The sequence below is a fragment of the Streptomyces sp. NPDC090994 genome, assembly GCF_044768905.1.
GTDB lineage: Bacteria > Actinomycetota > Actinomycetes > Streptomycetales > Streptomycetaceae > Streptomyces.
The window spans coordinates 349,841-363,389 of sequence record NZ_JBIVWS010000003.1 but is presented as its reverse complement, the minus strand read 5'-3'; the positions used below and the strand labels follow the sequence as shown (position 1 = coordinate 363,389).

Genomic DNA, 13,549 nt, shown 5'->3' with positions numbered 1-13,549 from the left:
TTTGGTATACCAAACTGCCGTCATGGTCCTCCCGTCAACCCTTCGCGCCGATGTCACGCTCGTTAACGCTCCGTAAAACACCGCCGGAGTCGGCGAAGATGGGACGCATGGGGAAGATCGAACCGCTGGGCGCGGTGCGCGAGCGGGTCCTGGCGGGGCTGCGGCAGGACATCATCGCGGGGCGCCTGCGGCCCGGCGACCGGCTCGTGGAGCGGGAGTTGGCCGAGCGTTTCGGGGTCTCCCGGGTGCCGGTCCGGGAGGCGATCCGCGCCCTGGTCGCTGAGGGGTTCGTGCTGTTCGAGACCCCGCGCCGCACCGTCGTGCGGCGGCTGACGCCCGCCGACGTACGGGAACTGTTCGAACTGCGTGAGGCGTTGGAGGTGTACGCGGCGGGACTCGCCGCGACGCGGGCGAGCCCCGAGGCGCTGGCGGAGCTGGCGGACCTGCTGCGGGCGGCGGCGCGGGCCACCGGGGCCGGGGACGCCGAGGCGATCACCGACGTCAACACCCGTTTCCACGACCGCATCCTGACCCTGGCCGGCAACAGCCTGCTGAGTTCGGTAATGGAACCGGTCGACGGCCGGCTGCGCTGGCTGACCCGGCGCAACGAGGAGTGGCCGCAACTCCTCACCGAACACCGGGAGCTGTACGAGGCGATCGCCTCCGGCGACCCGGACCGCGCCCGCGCGCACGCCTTGCGGCACGTCCGGGCCAACTACCGGTCGACGGTACGGCAGCTGTTCGGGGACGGGGGCGACTGCGGCGACGGGGACGCCGGGCGTGACGAGGTGACGAGGTGACGAGGTGACAGGGGCGACGGGGACGCCGGGCGGAGCGGGGTGACGGGGTTACCGGGACGCCGGGCGTGACGGAATGACGCGCGCGGGGGCGTCACGCGCCCCTCAGGGCAGCGGGTTTCAGCCGGTGACCTCGTACTGGCCGGTCTCCAGGAACCAGCGCATCTCCTCCGGGTCGCTGGTCCTGAGCAGCTCGATCGCGGCGGCCCTCACCGCGGGGGTCGTCTCGGGCCTGGAGATGAGCTGGGCGAGGGCGACGCGGTCGTCCTGGGCCTGCGCGAGGCGGTAGCCGGTCTCCAGGAAGGCGCGCATCTCCTCGACCGTGCCGTTCAGGGCCGCCAGGCCCTTCTCCCGCACCTCCGAACCGGCGTACGGCAGGGAGATGAGCTGGACGATCGCGACCCTGAGGTCGTTCACCTCGTCCTCGTCGTCCGCCACCGCGGACACGGAGAGGGGAGCGGACACGGCGGAGGACGTGGACACGGCGGAGGACGTGGACGAGGCGGAGGGCGTGGACGCGGTGCCGGCGGCCAGCGCGGGGCCGGCGACCGTGAGGGCCGTGGTGGCGGCGGCCACAGCCACGGCCGCGGATATCGCCGTACGGGTCGTTCTCACAACGGACTCCCCTGTTTTGTCGATGAATTGACTCATCGACAAAAAGTGGATCTCTCGTCGCCCGTCACTCGGTTTCCGGGGCCTTCGCCCGCTCGCCGCGCGCGTACCGGTCCGTCGCCGCCACCAGCAGTTCCGCCATGCTCGGCGCCCCCGCGTTGTGCCCGGCGTCGTCCACCATCAGCAGTTCGCTCCCCGGCCAGGCGTGGTGCAGGCGCCATACGGTGCCCAGGAGATTGCCGGGATCGAGTGCGCCCTGGACCAGGGTGCCGGGGATGCCCGCCAGCAGGTGCGCGTCGCGCAGCACCACGCCCTCCTCGCCGCCCTCGCCGCCCTCGCCGCCCTCGCCGAAGAAGTGGCCGTTGGCCCAGTAGTGCGTCACCGTGCGCGCGAAGCCCATGCGGAACACCGGGTCCTCGTAACGCGGCACCGAACGCGGCGGGGCGGAGGCGATCGCCGTCTCCCAGTCGGTCCAGGCGCGGGCCGCCCGCTCGCGCGTCTCCCGGTCGGGTGACTCCAGCAGCCGGTTGTAGGCGGCGGCCAGGTTGCCGTCCCGCTCGTCCTCGGGGATCAGGGCGCGGAACTCCTCGAAGGCTGCCGGGAACAGCTTGCCGAGCCCACGGGTCAGGAGCGTGACCTCGGCGTCGGAGCCGGTCGCGACCGCCGTGAGGACCAGTTCCGTCACCACGCCCGGGTGCGTCTGCGCATAGCGCAGTCCGAGCGCCGACCCCCAGGAGACGCCCCAGACCAGCCACCGTTCGATACCGAGATGCCCGCGCAGCCGCTCCAGGTCGGCGAGGAGGTGCGCGGTCGTGTTGACACTCATGTCCGTGTCGTAGTCGCTCGCGTGCGGTGTCGAGCGCCCGCAGCCACGCTGGTCGAACAGCACGATCCGGTACGCGTCCGGATCGAAGCAGCGGCGGAGCGCCGGGCTCTTTCCGGAGCCGGGGCCGCCGTGCAGCACCACGGCCGGCTTGCCCTCGGGGTTGCCGCAGGTCTCCCAGTGGATGCGGTTGCCGTCGCCGACGTCGAGCATGCCGTGGTCGTACGGTTCGATCTCCGGATACACGCCCATCCGGGCACGCTAACCCGCTCGCGGCGCTCCCGTCGCCCCGTTTTCGGCGGGCAGTCCGGCGGCGCGCGCCGCCGTGGTGAGGACCTCGCGGAGCATCTCCGGGGTGAGCCGGCCGGTGAAGGTGTTGCGCTGGCTGACGTGGAAGCAGCCGAAGAGGCCGAGGTCCTGGCCTGCGCCGCCTCCGGTACCGCCGCCCTCGGCGGCGAGGGTGAACCGCGCACCGTGCCCGAACGCCGGACGCGGCCGGGGCACCGTCCAGCCCGCCGCGGCGAACGCGGGCAGCGCGGCCTGCCAGCCGAAGGCGCCGAGGACGAGCACGGCCCGCAGGGTCGGACGCAGCAGCCGCAGTTCCTGGACCAGCCAGGGGCGGCACGTGTCGCGTTCCTCGGGGGTGGGCTTGTTGGCGGGCGGTGCGCAGTGCACCGGCGAGGTGACGCGCACGCCGCGCAGTTCCAGTCCGTCGTCGGCGGCGACGGCGGTGGGCTGTGAGGCGAGGCCCACGTCGTACAGGGCCCGGTACAGCACATCGCCCGAACGGTCGCCGGTGAACATGCGCCCGGTGCGGTTGCCGCCGTGGGCCGCCGGGGCGAGGCCGACGATGAGCAGCCGGGCGTCCGCGGGTCCGAAGCCGGGGACGGGGCGGCCCCAGTACGTCCAGTCGGCGAAGGCCGCCCGCTTGGTACGGGCCACCTCCTCGCGCCAGTCGACCAGCCGCGGACAGGCCCGGCAGCCCGCGATCCGCTGATCGAGTCCGGTGAGGGCGTCGCTGTCCATGTCTCCACGGTAGGGCCCGGGCGCCACCGGCTGCCCGGCGGCCGACCGGCCGAAGCGGACCGGTCACCGGCACCCCGCAGCCCGCCCGCCCAGCACGGCCCCCGGCCCCCGGCCCCCGGCCCCCGGCCCCCGGCCCCAGAACGACCGGCACAGGAGGCCATTTCGGCAGGGAGAACGCAACTTCGACAGGGCCCGCGCAGGCCGCTACCTTCACCGGTCTTCGGCGATCGCCCACGGTCGCACTGCCCCCGATCAGGGAGAGACGCATGCCCAGACTCGTGCTGTACACCTTCGGCGTCCTGAAGTCACCGCTCGCCGATCCCGCCCCCGCCACACACGAGTTCTACGACATCGGTGAGGCCGTCTACCGGAAGATCAGCCAACACCCCGGATACCTCGCGCGTGCCGAAGTGGCGGACGGCGACCGGGGCGCGCTCTTCGGGGCGGACTGGGGCGCGTGGGGAGAGTTCGCCGTACCGGCCTGGTACGGCAAGGGCCGTACGGTGGAGACCACCGCCCTGGCCACGACCCTCTCGCTCTGGACCGACCTGCGCTCCGCCTTCGACGCCGTCTACACCGGTCTGCACCGTGAGGCGCTGAACAGGCGTTACGACTGGTTCGAGAGAACAGTCCACCCGAATCACGTGTTCTGGTGGGTCTCCGACGGCGCGATACCCACCTGGCAGGACGGGGTTTCCAGGCTGGAACACCTCCACGACCACGGCTCCGCGCCGCACGCCTTCACCTTCCGCCACCCGTTCGCCCCGGACGGAACTCCGGCCGGCGTCGAAGGCATCGCGCGGCAGAGCGACCAGGTGCGCTGACAAAGAAGCCTGGACGGCTGGATGCGCTGTCCAGCGCCTCGACGGAGGATCCGCGGAGCCGGCCGTTAAGGTCGGGGCATGGCTTCCGAGCGTGATGAGGACAGGGGCGGCACCGAGCGGGCCGCCGATCCCAAGGTGGCCGCCGCGATCGCCGCGGCCGAGGCGGCCGGAGCGCAGCACGGCGAGACCGTCCGCGTCGACAGCTGGATCTGGGCCGTCCGCCTGGTCAAGACACGCTCCGTCGGGGCGACCGCCTGCCGGGGCGGTCACGTCCGCGTGAACGGCGAACGCGTGAAGCCCGCGTACTCCCTGCGCGTCGGCGACGAGGTCCGCCTGCGTCACGAGGGCCGGGAACGCGTCGTCGTCGTGAAGCGCCTGATCCGCAAGCGGGTCGGCGCCCCGGTGGCGGTCCAGTGCTACGTCGACAACTCTCCGCCGCCCCCGCCCCGCGAGGCGGTCGCTCCCATCGGCGTCCGCGACCGCGGCACTGGCCGGCCGACCAAGCGCGACCGCCGCGAACTGGAACGCCTGCGCGCCCTGAACAGCCTCAGCGGTCCGACCGGCCCGAGCAGTCCGCCCGGCCCGGGCAGCCCGGAGGGCCGCTCCGGCGAACGCTGACCCACGCCACCGAACCATCCGGACCGGTCGCCGCCACGGCCGGTCCTCGGCATGCGCCCCCGCGCCGCACCGGTAACGCGCCGGACACACCGCCGCGACGTACCGGCCCGAAGATGATCACCGCACTCGGTCCTCGACTCCCTGCCCGAGCCCGGCATATCACCGACGCCCCATCGACGACGGGCCGGTACCGCTGCTAGACCTGCACATCGCACCACCCGCACCACCGCGCACCACCCGCACCACCGCGCACCACCTGCACCACCGCGCACTGCCCGCACCACCGCGCACTGCCCGCACCACCCCGCACCACCCGCACCACCCGCACCACCGGCACTACGCACTACCAGCACTACGCATCACCAGCACCACGCACCACCCGCAATACGCACCACTTGGCATGTTCGCACCACTTGCACCACCTCCACCCATCCCTCAAGGAGGAGCATGTGAGAGCACGTCGCGCGACCGTCCGGGCTGCCTCGGCGCTCGTCGCCACCTTCGCGCTGACCGCCGGAGTCCCCGGACTCGCCGGCCCCGCCACCGCGGCGGCCGGCACAGCGCCGTCTGCGGTCGCCACCGCGACCGACCCGGTCACGCACGAGGAGAACGACCGCGTCCCCGAGGGCTCGGTCTGGACCCAGCACTACTTCCCGTCCGCGGACGACTCCGGCACCGAACTGCACGCCGACGTCCTGCTGCCGGAGTCCCTGCCCAAGAACAAGAAGGTGCCGGTCATCCTGTCGATCGGCCCCTACTTCGCGCACTCGGGGCAGACCGGCCCGGAGGGCTTCACCCACACCGGCCCCTCCGCTCGGTTCAACGACTTCATCGAGGGCGCCGACCTGTTCGACAACGGCTACGCCTTCGTCATGGTCGACCTGCGCGGCTTCGGCGGCTCCACCGGCTGCCTGGACTGGGGCGGCCCCGGCGAGCAGGCCGACGTCGAGGCCGCCGTCGACTGGGCCGCGAAGCAGCCCTGGTCCACCGGCGCGGTCGGCATGTACGGCAAGTCGTACGACGCCGTGACCGGACTGATCGGCAACAACCTGGACCAGCGCGCGCTCAAGGCCGTGGTGGCCCAGGAGCCCGTGTGGGACATGTACCAGTACATCTACTCCAACGGCGTGCCCCGTCCGAACGTGACCGGCACCGCCGGCGCCTACAACTCCATCGCCACGATGGAGCCGATGACGGACGACGACGCCTACTACCAGGCCAACGCCCGTTACGAGGACAGCCACCCGGAATGCCTGACCGAGAACGCGGCCGGGTACCGAATAGCCGACCAGTGGGACGAGCACTGGACCTCCCGTGACCTCGCCAAGATGGCCAAGGGCAGCGACACCCCGCTCTTCGTCACCCAGGGCTTCATCGAGAACAACACCAAGCCCGAGGAGATGGAGGAGTACCTCGACAACCACCGCGGCGTCGAACGCGGCTGGCTCGGCCAGTGGGACCACGTCCGCGGCGGCGACCGCGTCGGCGACGGCCGCCTCGCCATGGGCCGCGAGGGCTGGTACGCGGAGACGCTCTCCTTCTACGACCAGTACCTGAAGGGCACCAAGCCGACGGTCCGCTACCCGGCCTACGCCGTCGAGGACTCCACCGGCGCCTGGCGCGCCCAGCGCACCTGGCCGGTCGTCGAACGGTCCGTCGACCTCTCGCTGGGCGGCGGCTCGTACGTGGACGACGGCGGTGCCTCGGCCCGCGCGACGCTGACCGCGTCCGGAGGCACCCCCGCCCCGAAGCAGTCGCAGCCGTCGGGCACCTGGGACATGGAGAACGCGCCCGCGACCGAGCAGGCCGCGCCGAAGGGACTGGCCGAGGCCCAGACCGAGAGCCAGCGGGCCGGTGACATCACCTCCAGTTTCTTCGTGTGGTCGAAGCCGGTGCGGCAGGACGTACGCGTCACCGGTACTCCGCGGATCTCGCTGACCGCGCGGGGCGAGGGCAACATCATGCTCAAGCTCTACGACGTCGCCCCGGACGGCAGCGCCGTGATGTTCGACGAGCAGGTGTCGCTGGTGGAGTCGGGCCGGCTGGCCGTCGACCTGAAGTCGACCGACTGGACGCTGGCCGCAGGGCACGTCCTGGCCGTCGAGATCGGCTCCATCCAGACCGGCTCGTGGCGCGACACGCCCTCCGGCGAGACCATCAAGGTCAAGAGCGCGCGGCTGCGGCTGGCCTTGGACGACCCGGCCGACGACGTCGCCACCCAGGGCGACCGCTCACCGTTCCTGGACACCTATCTGAGCCAGTACACCGTGCGGCTTCCGGCCGGCCCGCCGTCGTTCTCGGTGGTCCCGGGCGGACGCCTCTGAGGCCCCCTCCCCCGGTCCGGCCGTGCCCGTGGCCCGCGGTTCAGGCCGCGGGCACGGCCCGCACCCATATCCGGTCCTCGGTCAGATACCGGTCCACTCTCAGCCCCGCCTCCGCCAGCACCTCCTCGAACCGCTCCCGCGTCAACGGCCGCGTCCGGAAGGTCTGCGTCCAGACCGCGTCCGGGAACTCGTACTCCGCACGTACCTCGTTGACTCCGTCGCCGACCGGTTCCGACGAGGCGATGCGCACGGTGAAGCCGCCGGGGTCGACCCGCTCCCGGGGCACCCGCGTGTGGAAGTCCTCCCCCTCCCGCTGGATCAGCACGCAGCCGCCCTTCGCCACGTGCCGCACACAGGCTCGCAGCAGCCCCCGCCGCACCTCCGGGTCGGAGGTGTGCACGAGGAACGAGGCGAGCAGCACCGCGTCGAACGTCTCGCCCAGGTCGAGGTCCTCGATCGGCCTGCATATCGTGCGTGCCCCTCGGACGCGCTCCAGCATCTCGGCGGACTCGTCGACGGCCGTCACCGCGAACCCGCGCTCCCGCAGCGGGTGGGTGATGCGCCCGGCGCCGCTGCCCAGCTCCAGGACGCGTGCCCCCGCCGACACGGCGGACGCGATGATGTCCGGCTCGGCTCCGGCCGGCAGCCGAGAGTAGAGCTCGACCGCACAGCCGTCCGGTGTGATGGCCCCAGGCCCCGTCCCCTTGTGCCCCGCTCGCTTTTTCAGCTCCATGCCCGTCCAACGATCCGCTCCCGCACGCGCGTTCCCACCTCCGGCCGGCTCACCCGAACGAGTGAGCGCCGGGCGTCACCGGCTCGCCTGGTCAACGGTTCCGGCGCCGAGTAGGTTGCCAGGTGGGAGCGGTGATCGAGATGCGTACAGGCAGTGAACCGGTGACCGCGCGCAGTGCGCTGCGGGCGCGTTTCTGGCTGAGTGTGTGGGGCGTGGGCTGGACGGCCTTCGGGACGGTGGCGTTCGTGCTGGCCGGGCGGCCCGGGTGGGCCGCGGCCTGCGCGGCGCTGTGGCTGATCGTCACGGTCGACCTGATGGTGGTCGTGCGGCACATCCGGCAGGGCCCGCACTGGCAGCCCGGCCGGAGCATCCCGCCGTACCGGCCGCTGGACGAACCGTTGCACAAGACGCCGGAGGAACCGCTGGACAGACACCGCTGAGGCGGCCCGCGCCGAGCACGGACCCGGCGGGCGGCCCCCGCACCAGGAACCGCCCAGGAAGCAGCCCGGGAACAGCCCCCGGAACCGCCCAGGACAACCCTGGCCGGCCGGTCCTCAGCCGTCGAAGTCCGCCCGCCGCAGGAACTGCGGGTTGGGATCCAGCGCGGCGGCCAGCCGGAAGTGGCGTCGGGCCTGGTCAGGGCGGTTCTGGCGTTCGTAGGTGCGGGCGAGCGCGAAGTGCGCGAAGGCGTTGTCCGGCTCCCGTTCCAGAACGATCGTGAACTCCAGCTCGGCGGGTCTGAGCTGCGCCGCGGCGAAGAAGGCACGCGCGCGCAGCAGCCGGGCGGCGGTGTTCTCCGGGTGCGCGGCGATCACACTGTCCAGCAGCTTCACCGCGCCCTGCGGGTCCCGCGCCGCGAGCAGCTGCTCGGCGGCACGGAAGTCGATCACGTCCGTCTCCGGCGTACGTCCGGTCGGTCCGCTGGTCTCGGGCACGGCAGAGTCCTTCCCTCACTGGGGCGGTTCAACGCGGGTGCGGGTGCCGCTATTCCTGGGGCGGCCGGGACTCCCGGGGGTCGCCGTGCGCCCTGCGCGCCAGCTCCGCCCATACCTCTGCCACCCGGCGCCGCAGCTCCTCCAGCGGGACGTCGTTGTCGATGACGATGTCCGCGATCGCCCGCCGCTGCTCACGCGTCGCCTGGGCGGCCATCCGGGCGCGTGCGTCCTCCTCGGTCATGCCGCGCAGCCGGACCAGCCGGTCGAGCTGGGTGGCGGGGGCGGCGTCGACGACGATCACCACGTCGTACTGCGGCGCCAGACCGTTCTCGGTCAGGAGCGGGACGTCGTGCACGACGACGGCGTCCGGCGCCGCGGCCCGCTCCAGTTCCTCGGACCGGGCGCGCACCAAGGGGTGCACGATCGAGTTCAGTACGCCGAGCCGCTCCTGGTCGGAGAAGACGATCGCACCCAGCTTCGGCCGGTCCAGAGTGCCGTCGCCCGCGAGGACGTCCGCGCCGAAGGCCTCCACCACCGCGGCGAGCCCCTCGGTCCCGGGCTCGACCACCTCGCGCGCGATGCGGTCCGAGTCGATCAGTACCGCGCCGCACTCCACGAGCAGCCCGGACACTTCGCTCTTGCCGGCGCCGATCCCGCCGGTCAGGCCCACTCTCAGCATGACCGCAAGCCTAGGGCCTGCTAACCCTCCCCCTCGCGCTCCGCCAGGAACCGTTCGAACTCGCGGCCGATCTCGTCCGCCGAGGGGATCTCGACGGGCTCGGCGAGCATGTTGCCCCGGGTCTCGGCGCCCGCGGCGGCGTCGTACTGGTGCTCAAGGCCCTGGACGAGCGCGGTGAGCTCCTCGTCGCCCTCCTGGATCTGCCGGTCGATCTCGGTCTGGGTGCGGTGCGCCTGGGTGCGCAGCGCGTGCGCGATGCCGGGCAGGACGAGGCCGGTGGCGGCCGTGATGGCCTCCAGGACGGTCAGCGCGGCGTCCGGGTAGGCGGAGCGGGCGATGTAGTGCGGGACGTGGGCGGCGACGCCCAGGACGTCGTGGCCGGCCTCCATGAGCCGGTGCTCGACGAGCGCCTCGGCGCTGCCGGGGACCTGCGCCTCGTCGAAGGGGCTGCGGTGGCCCGGCACCAGCTCGGCGCGGTTGCCGTGCGGGGTGATGCCGACGGGGCGGGTGTGCGGGACGCCCATCGGGATGCCGTGGAAGCTGACGGACAGGCGGACGCCGAGCCGCTCCACGATCTGTCCGACGGCCGCGGCGAAGCGCTCCCACTCGACGTCGGGTTCGGGACCGGACAGCAGCAGGAAGGGCGCTCCGGTGGCGTCCTGGACGAGCCGCACCTCCAGGGAGGGCACCTCGTAGTCGGTGTAGCGGTCGCGCTTGAACGTCAGCAGCGGCCGGCGGGCCCGGTAGTCCACGAGCCGGTCGTGGTCGAACCGGGCGACGACCTGGTGGGGCAGCGAGTCGAGCACCTGGTCGACGATCTGGTCGCCGGTCTCCCCGGCGTCGATGTAACCGTCGAAGTGGTAGAGCATGACAAGACCGGCCGACTCCTGGGCGAGCGCCATGTCGACCACGGCCAGGCCCTTCGGCTCCCATGCGTACAAACCCTGCGGATCAAGCACTGTGGCGGTCCTCCCTTGTCTTCCCCCTGGTCGAACGTGCACGGGGGCCCGGGCATTCCCGCCCGGGCCCCCGTGCGCGCGGAACCTCACCGGGTTCTCAGGAGTTCTCAGGAGGCCAGCACGCGCGCGTGCAGTTCCGTCACCACCTTGCGCGCGGACGCGATCGCGCCGTGCTGCCAGGCGTCGAGGTGGCTGAGGTAGTCACCGGCGAAGTACACATGACCCTGGGCCTGGTTGAGGGGTGCGTAGGCGGGGGCGTCGGGGCCGCCGGGCATCGAGTGCCAGGCGCCTTCGAGGTACGGGGTGAGCTTCCACTGGTGGGAGAAGGCGGCGGCCAGTTCGGTCCGGTACACCGCCGTACGCGACGGCTGTGATCTTGAAGTCGGGAGGGATCCTCACAGCGGCGTGTTACACGCCGACAGGCACAGATGTATCGCACACATTGCTGTCTGTTACGGCTGTGCGGGCCGGGAACGCGGGAAGGCCCCGCTCCCTCGAAGGGGAGCGGGGCCTTCCGCAGACGGGCCTGAGCGTCAGCTCTGGCCGCCGGCCAGCTTCTCGCGCAGCGCGGCCAGCGCCTCGTCCGACGCCAGGGCGCCGGAGTTGTCGGCACCCTCGGAGGAGTACGAACCGCCACCGGACGCGACCGGAGCCGCACCCGCGACGTCGCCACCCTCGGCAGCGGCCTTCTCGTCCGCCTCGCGGGACTTGATGACCTGCGCCTGGTGCTGCTCGAAGCGGGTCTGCGCCTCGGCGTACTGGCGCTCCCACTCCTCGCGCTGCTTCTCGTAGCCCTCGAGCCAGTCGTTGGTCTCGGGGTCGAAGCCCTCGGGGTAGATGTAGTTGCCCTGGTCGTCGTAGGACGCGGCCATGCCGTACAGAGTCGGGTCGAACTCGACCGCCGACGGGTCGGCACCGAAGGACTCGTTGGCCTGCTTCAGCGAGAGGCTGATGCGGCGGCGCTCGAGGTCGATGTCGATGACCTTGACGAAGATCTCGTCGTTGACCTGGACGACCTGCTCCGGGATCTCCACGTGGCGCTCGGCCAGCTCGGAGATGTGGACCAGACCCTCGATGCCCTCGTCCACGCGGACGAACGCACCGAACGGAACCAGCTTCGTGACCTTGCCGGGCACGACCTGGCCGATCTGGTGGGTGCGGGCGAACTGCTGCCACGGGTCTTCCTGGGTCGCCTTCAGCGACAGGGAGACGCGCTCGCGGTCCATGTCCACGTCGAGAACCTCGACGGTGACTTCCTGACCGACCTCGACGACCTCGGACGGGTGGTCGATGTGCTTCCAGGACAGCTCGGAGACGTGGACCAGACCGTCGACGCCACCCAGGTCCACGAAGGCACCGAAGTTGACGATCGAGGAGACGACGCCGGACCGCACCTGGCCCTTCTGGAGGGTGGTGAGGAAGGTCTGGCGGACCTCGGACTGGGTCTGCTCCAGCCAGGCACGGCGGGACAGGACCACGTTGTTGCGGTTCTTGTCCAGCTCGATGATCTTGGCCTCGAGCTCCTTGCCCACGTAGGGCTGGAGGTCGCGGACGCGGCGCATCTCGACCAGGGAGGCCGGGAGGAAGCCACGGAGGCCGATGTCGAGGATGAGACCACCCTTGACGACCTCGATGACGGTACCGGTGACGATCCCGTCCTCTTCCTTGATCTTCTCGATGGTGCCCCAGGCACGCTCGTACTGGGCGCGCTTCTTCGAGAGGATCAGGCGGCCTTCCTTGTCCTCCTTCTGGAGAACAAGGGCCTCGATCTCGTCACCGACGGCGACGACCTCGTTCGGGTCGACGTCGTGCTTGATCGAGAGCTCGCGGCTCGGGATCACACCTTCGGTCTTGTAACCGATGTCGAGCAGGACCTCGTCCCGGTCGACCTTCACGATGACGCCGTCGACGATGTCGCCGTCGTTGAAGTACTTGATCGTCTCGTCGATCGCGGCGAGGAAGGCTTCCTCGTTACCGATGTCGTTGACCGCTACCTGCGGGGTGGTGGCGGTGGTCTCGGTGCTGCTCGTCATGTGGGAAAGGGCTCCGGTACGGACATTGAAGTCGTAGGTACTGCTACGCCGGAGCCCGTTTCGCTCTGCAGAAGCCGGACAGCCAAGGAAGCACCCCACCGGTGACCGGTATGGCGCCTCGACAACCGAGGGGACATACAACAGATGCGAGCGCAGCCTGCTACGTCTGAGGTGCGCAGGCTCGCAGCGCAACTTGTAGCATACGGGGGCAGCCGGGCAGGGTCAATGCGCGAAGCCGCACACCCGGGGCGGATCGCCGCATACCCGGCACAAAACGTGTCTCCCGAGGCCACGTGGGCCCTGCGGCGCCCCCGTCCGGCACTCCTGGGGCACGGTCGTACGGAGGTGCCGCAGATTAGTACGAGGGAGCCCGTCATCCAAGAGCCCGAAGGTCCCGAACCCGAGGCCACCCGGCGTGCGGCAGGCGTCACCGAGAGCGCCCGCGCCAACCGGGGCTGGTGGGACCGCAACGCGGACGAGTACCAGGTCGAGCACGGCACGTTCCTCGGCGACGACCGCTTCGTGTGGTGCCCCGAGGGGCTGGACGAGGTGGAGGCCGAGCTGCTGGGCCCGTCGGAGGAGCTGCGCGGCAAGGAGATCCTGGAGATCGGCGCCGGCGCGGCCCAGTGTTCGCGCTGGCTGGCCGCCCAGGGGGCCCGGCCGGTCGCCCTGGACCTGTCGCACCGGCAGTTGCAGCACGCGCTGCGCATCGGAAGCCCGTTCCCCCTGGTGTGCGCCGACGCGGGCGCGCTGCCCTTCGCGGACGCCTCCTTCGACCTGGCCTGCTCCGCGTACGGGGCGCTGCCCTTCGTCGCCGATCCGCGGCTGGTGCTGCGGGAGGTGCGGCGGGTGCTGCGGCCCGGCGGGCGGTTCGTGTTCTCCGTGACGCACCCGATCCGCTGGGCCTTCCCGGACGAGCCGGGCCCGGAGGGGCTGAGCGTCTCGTCGTCCTACTTCGACCGCACGCCGTACGTCGAACAGGACGAGGACGGCCGCGCGGTGTACGTCGAGCACCACCGCACGCTCGGCGACCGCGTCCGGGACGTCGTCGCCTCCGGCCTGACGCTGGTGGACCTGGTCGAGCCGGAGTGGCCCGACTGGAACACCTCCGAGTGGGGCGGCTGGTCTCCGCTGCGCGGGCACCTGATCCCGGGGACGGCGATCTTCGTGTGCGTACGAGACTGAG

14 protein-coding genes and 1 pseudogene are annotated in these 13,549 nt (G+C 71.6%); 6 read left to right on the top strand and 9 right to left on the bottom strand.

The window, feature by feature from the left end:
• The first annotated feature begins 107 nt into the window (after positions 1-107).
• Complete coding sequence (locus tag ACIQR3_RS09035) at positions 108-800, top strand: GntR family transcriptional regulator (RefSeq protein ID WP_403536244.1); 693 nt, start codon at positions 108-110, stop codon at positions 798-800.
• A 117-nt stretch (positions 801-917) separates the two neighbouring features.
• On the opposite strand, the gene ACIQR3_RS09030 is transcribed toward ACIQR3_RS09035, so the two are convergent.
• From ACIQR3_RS09030 to ACIQR3_RS09020, 3 genes are all read right to left on the bottom strand, one after another.
• Positions 918-1,412, bottom strand: coding sequence for an ALF repeat-containing protein (locus ACIQR3_RS09030; RefSeq protein ID WP_403536241.1), 495 nt, complete (start codon positions 1,410-1,412; stop codon positions 918-920).
• Between the two features lie 64 nt (positions 1,413-1,476).
• On the bottom strand, positions 1,477-2,484 hold the full coding sequence (gene pip / locus ACIQR3_RS09025) for a prolyl aminopeptidase (protein ID WP_403536238.1): 1,008 nt from the start codon (positions 2,482-2,484) through the stop codon (positions 1,477-1,479).
• Between the two features lie 9 nt (positions 2,485-2,493).
• The gene (locus ACIQR3_RS09020; RefSeq protein WP_403536235.1) at positions 2,494-3,258 is read right to left on the bottom strand and encodes a uracil-DNA glycosylase; all 765 of its coding nucleotides are present in this window, start codon (positions 3,256-3,258) and stop codon (positions 2,494-2,496) included.
• A 266-nt stretch (positions 3,259-3,524) separates the two neighbouring features.
• Between ACIQR3_RS09020 and ACIQR3_RS09015 the strand changes: the two genes are divergently transcribed.
• The 3 genes from ACIQR3_RS09015 to ACIQR3_RS09005 all read left to right on the top strand — a co-directional run bounded on the left by ACIQR3_RS09015 (position 3,525) and on the right by ACIQR3_RS09005 (position 7,024).
• On the top strand, positions 3,525-4,082 hold the full coding sequence (locus tag ACIQR3_RS09015; RefSeq protein WP_403536233.1) for a DUF3291 domain-containing protein: 558 nt from the start codon (positions 3,525-3,527) through the stop codon (positions 4,080-4,082).
• 78 nt (positions 4,083-4,160) lie between these two features.
• Positions 4,161-4,700 (top strand): RNA-binding S4 domain-containing protein, encoded by a 540-nt coding sequence (locus ACIQR3_RS09010; RefSeq protein ID WP_403536230.1) that lies wholly within the window; start codon positions 4,161-4,163, stop codon positions 4,698-4,700.
• Between the two features lie 449 nt (positions 4,701-5,149).
• Positions 5,150-7,024, top strand: coding sequence for a CocE/NonD family hydrolase (locus ACIQR3_RS09005; protein ID WP_403536227.1), 1,875 nt, complete (start codon positions 5,150-5,152; stop codon positions 7,022-7,024).
• A 40-nt stretch (positions 7,025-7,064) separates the two neighbouring features.
• Here the strand turns inward: ACIQR3_RS09005 and ACIQR3_RS09000 are convergent, their stop codons facing one another.
• Complete coding sequence (locus ACIQR3_RS09000) at positions 7,065-7,757, bottom strand: class I SAM-dependent methyltransferase (RefSeq protein WP_403536224.1); 693 nt, start codon at positions 7,755-7,757, stop codon at positions 7,065-7,067.
• A gap of 140 nt (positions 7,758-7,897) precedes the next feature.
• Here ACIQR3_RS09000 and ACIQR3_RS08995 point away from each other — a divergent pair, with 140 nt between their 5' ends.
• A complete protein-coding gene (locus ACIQR3_RS08995; protein WP_403536221.1) occupies positions 7,898-8,197 on the top strand; it encodes a DUF6343 family protein in 300 nt (99 codons plus the stop codon).
• 114 nt (positions 8,198-8,311) lie between these two features.
• Here the strand turns inward: ACIQR3_RS08995 and ACIQR3_RS08990 are convergent, their stop codons facing one another.
• The 5 genes and pseudogenes from ACIQR3_RS08990 to rpsA form a co-directional block, all read right to left on the bottom strand.
• Positions 8,312-8,692: a tetratricopeptide repeat protein gene (locus ACIQR3_RS08990; protein ID WP_403536218.1), complete on the bottom strand. Its 381-nt coding sequence runs from the start codon at positions 8,690-8,692 to the stop codon at positions 8,312-8,314.
• A gap of 49 nt (positions 8,693-8,741) precedes the next feature.
• Entirely contained in the window at positions 8,742-9,371 is a 630-nt protein-coding gene (coaE, locus tag ACIQR3_RS08985) for a dephospho-CoA kinase (protein WP_403536216.1), read from the bottom strand.
• Between the two features lie 20 nt (positions 9,372-9,391).
• Positions 9,392-10,330: a PAC2 family protein gene (locus tag ACIQR3_RS08980; protein ID WP_403536213.1), complete on the bottom strand. Its 939-nt coding sequence runs from the start codon at positions 10,328-10,330 to the stop codon at positions 9,392-9,394.
• Between the two features lie 107 nt (positions 10,331-10,437).
• Positions 10,438-10,680, bottom strand: a pseudogene (locus tag ACIQR3_RS08975) (FAD-dependent oxidoreductase); the annotation flags it as partial.
• A 183-nt stretch (positions 10,681-10,863) separates the two neighbouring features.
• Complete coding sequence (rpsA, locus tag ACIQR3_RS08970; protein ID WP_403536212.1) at positions 10,864-12,363, bottom strand: 30S ribosomal protein S1; 1,500 nt, start codon at positions 12,361-12,363, stop codon at positions 10,864-10,866.
• A 225-nt stretch (positions 12,364-12,588) separates the two neighbouring features.
• Between rpsA and ACIQR3_RS08965 the strand changes: the two genes are divergently transcribed.
• Positions 12,589-13,548 (top strand): class I SAM-dependent methyltransferase, encoded by a 960-nt coding sequence (locus ACIQR3_RS08965; protein WP_403536209.1) that lies wholly within the window; start codon positions 12,589-12,591, stop codon positions 13,546-13,548.
• The last annotated feature ends 1 nt before the right edge of the window (position 13,549 follow it).

Bases quoted from the DNA above. Each gene is read 5' to 3' on its own strand.
- ACIQR3_RS09020 (WP_403536235.1), bottom strand. From the start codon at position 3,258: ATGGACAGCGACGCCCTCACCGGACTCGATCAGCGGATCGCGGGCTGC.
- ACIQR3_RS09015 (WP_403536233.1), top strand. From the start codon at position 3,525: ATGCCCAGACTCGTGCTGTACACCTTCGGCGTCCTGAAGTCACCGCTC.
- coaE (WP_403536216.1), bottom strand. From the start codon at position 9,371: ATGCTGAGAGTGGGCCTGACCGGCGGGATCGGCGCCGGCAAGAGCGAA.
- ACIQR3_RS08965 (WP_403536209.1), top strand. From the start codon at position 12,589: ATGCGCGAAGCCGCACACCCGGGGCGGATCGCCGCATACCCGGCACAA.
- rpsA (WP_403536212.1), bottom strand. From the start codon at position 12,363: ATGACGAGCAGCACCGAGACCACCGCCACCACCCCGCAGGTAGCGGTC.
- ACIQR3_RS09000 (WP_403536224.1), bottom strand. From the start codon at position 7,757: ATGGAGCTGAAAAAGCGAGCGGGGCACAAGGGGACGGGGCCTGGGGCC.
- pip (WP_403536238.1), bottom strand. From the start codon at position 2,484: ATGGGCGTGTATCCGGAGATCGAACCGTACGACCACGGCATGCTCGAC.
- ACIQR3_RS08995 (WP_403536221.1), top strand. From the start codon at position 7,898: ATGCGTACAGGCAGTGAACCGGTGACCGCGCGCAGTGCGCTGCGGGCG.
- ACIQR3_RS09010 (WP_403536230.1), top strand. From the start codon at position 4,161: ATGGCTTCCGAGCGTGATGAGGACAGGGGCGGCACCGAGCGGGCCGCC.
- ACIQR3_RS09035 (WP_403536244.1), top strand. From the start codon at position 108: ATGGGGAAGATCGAACCGCTGGGCGCGGTGCGCGAGCGGGTCCTGGCG.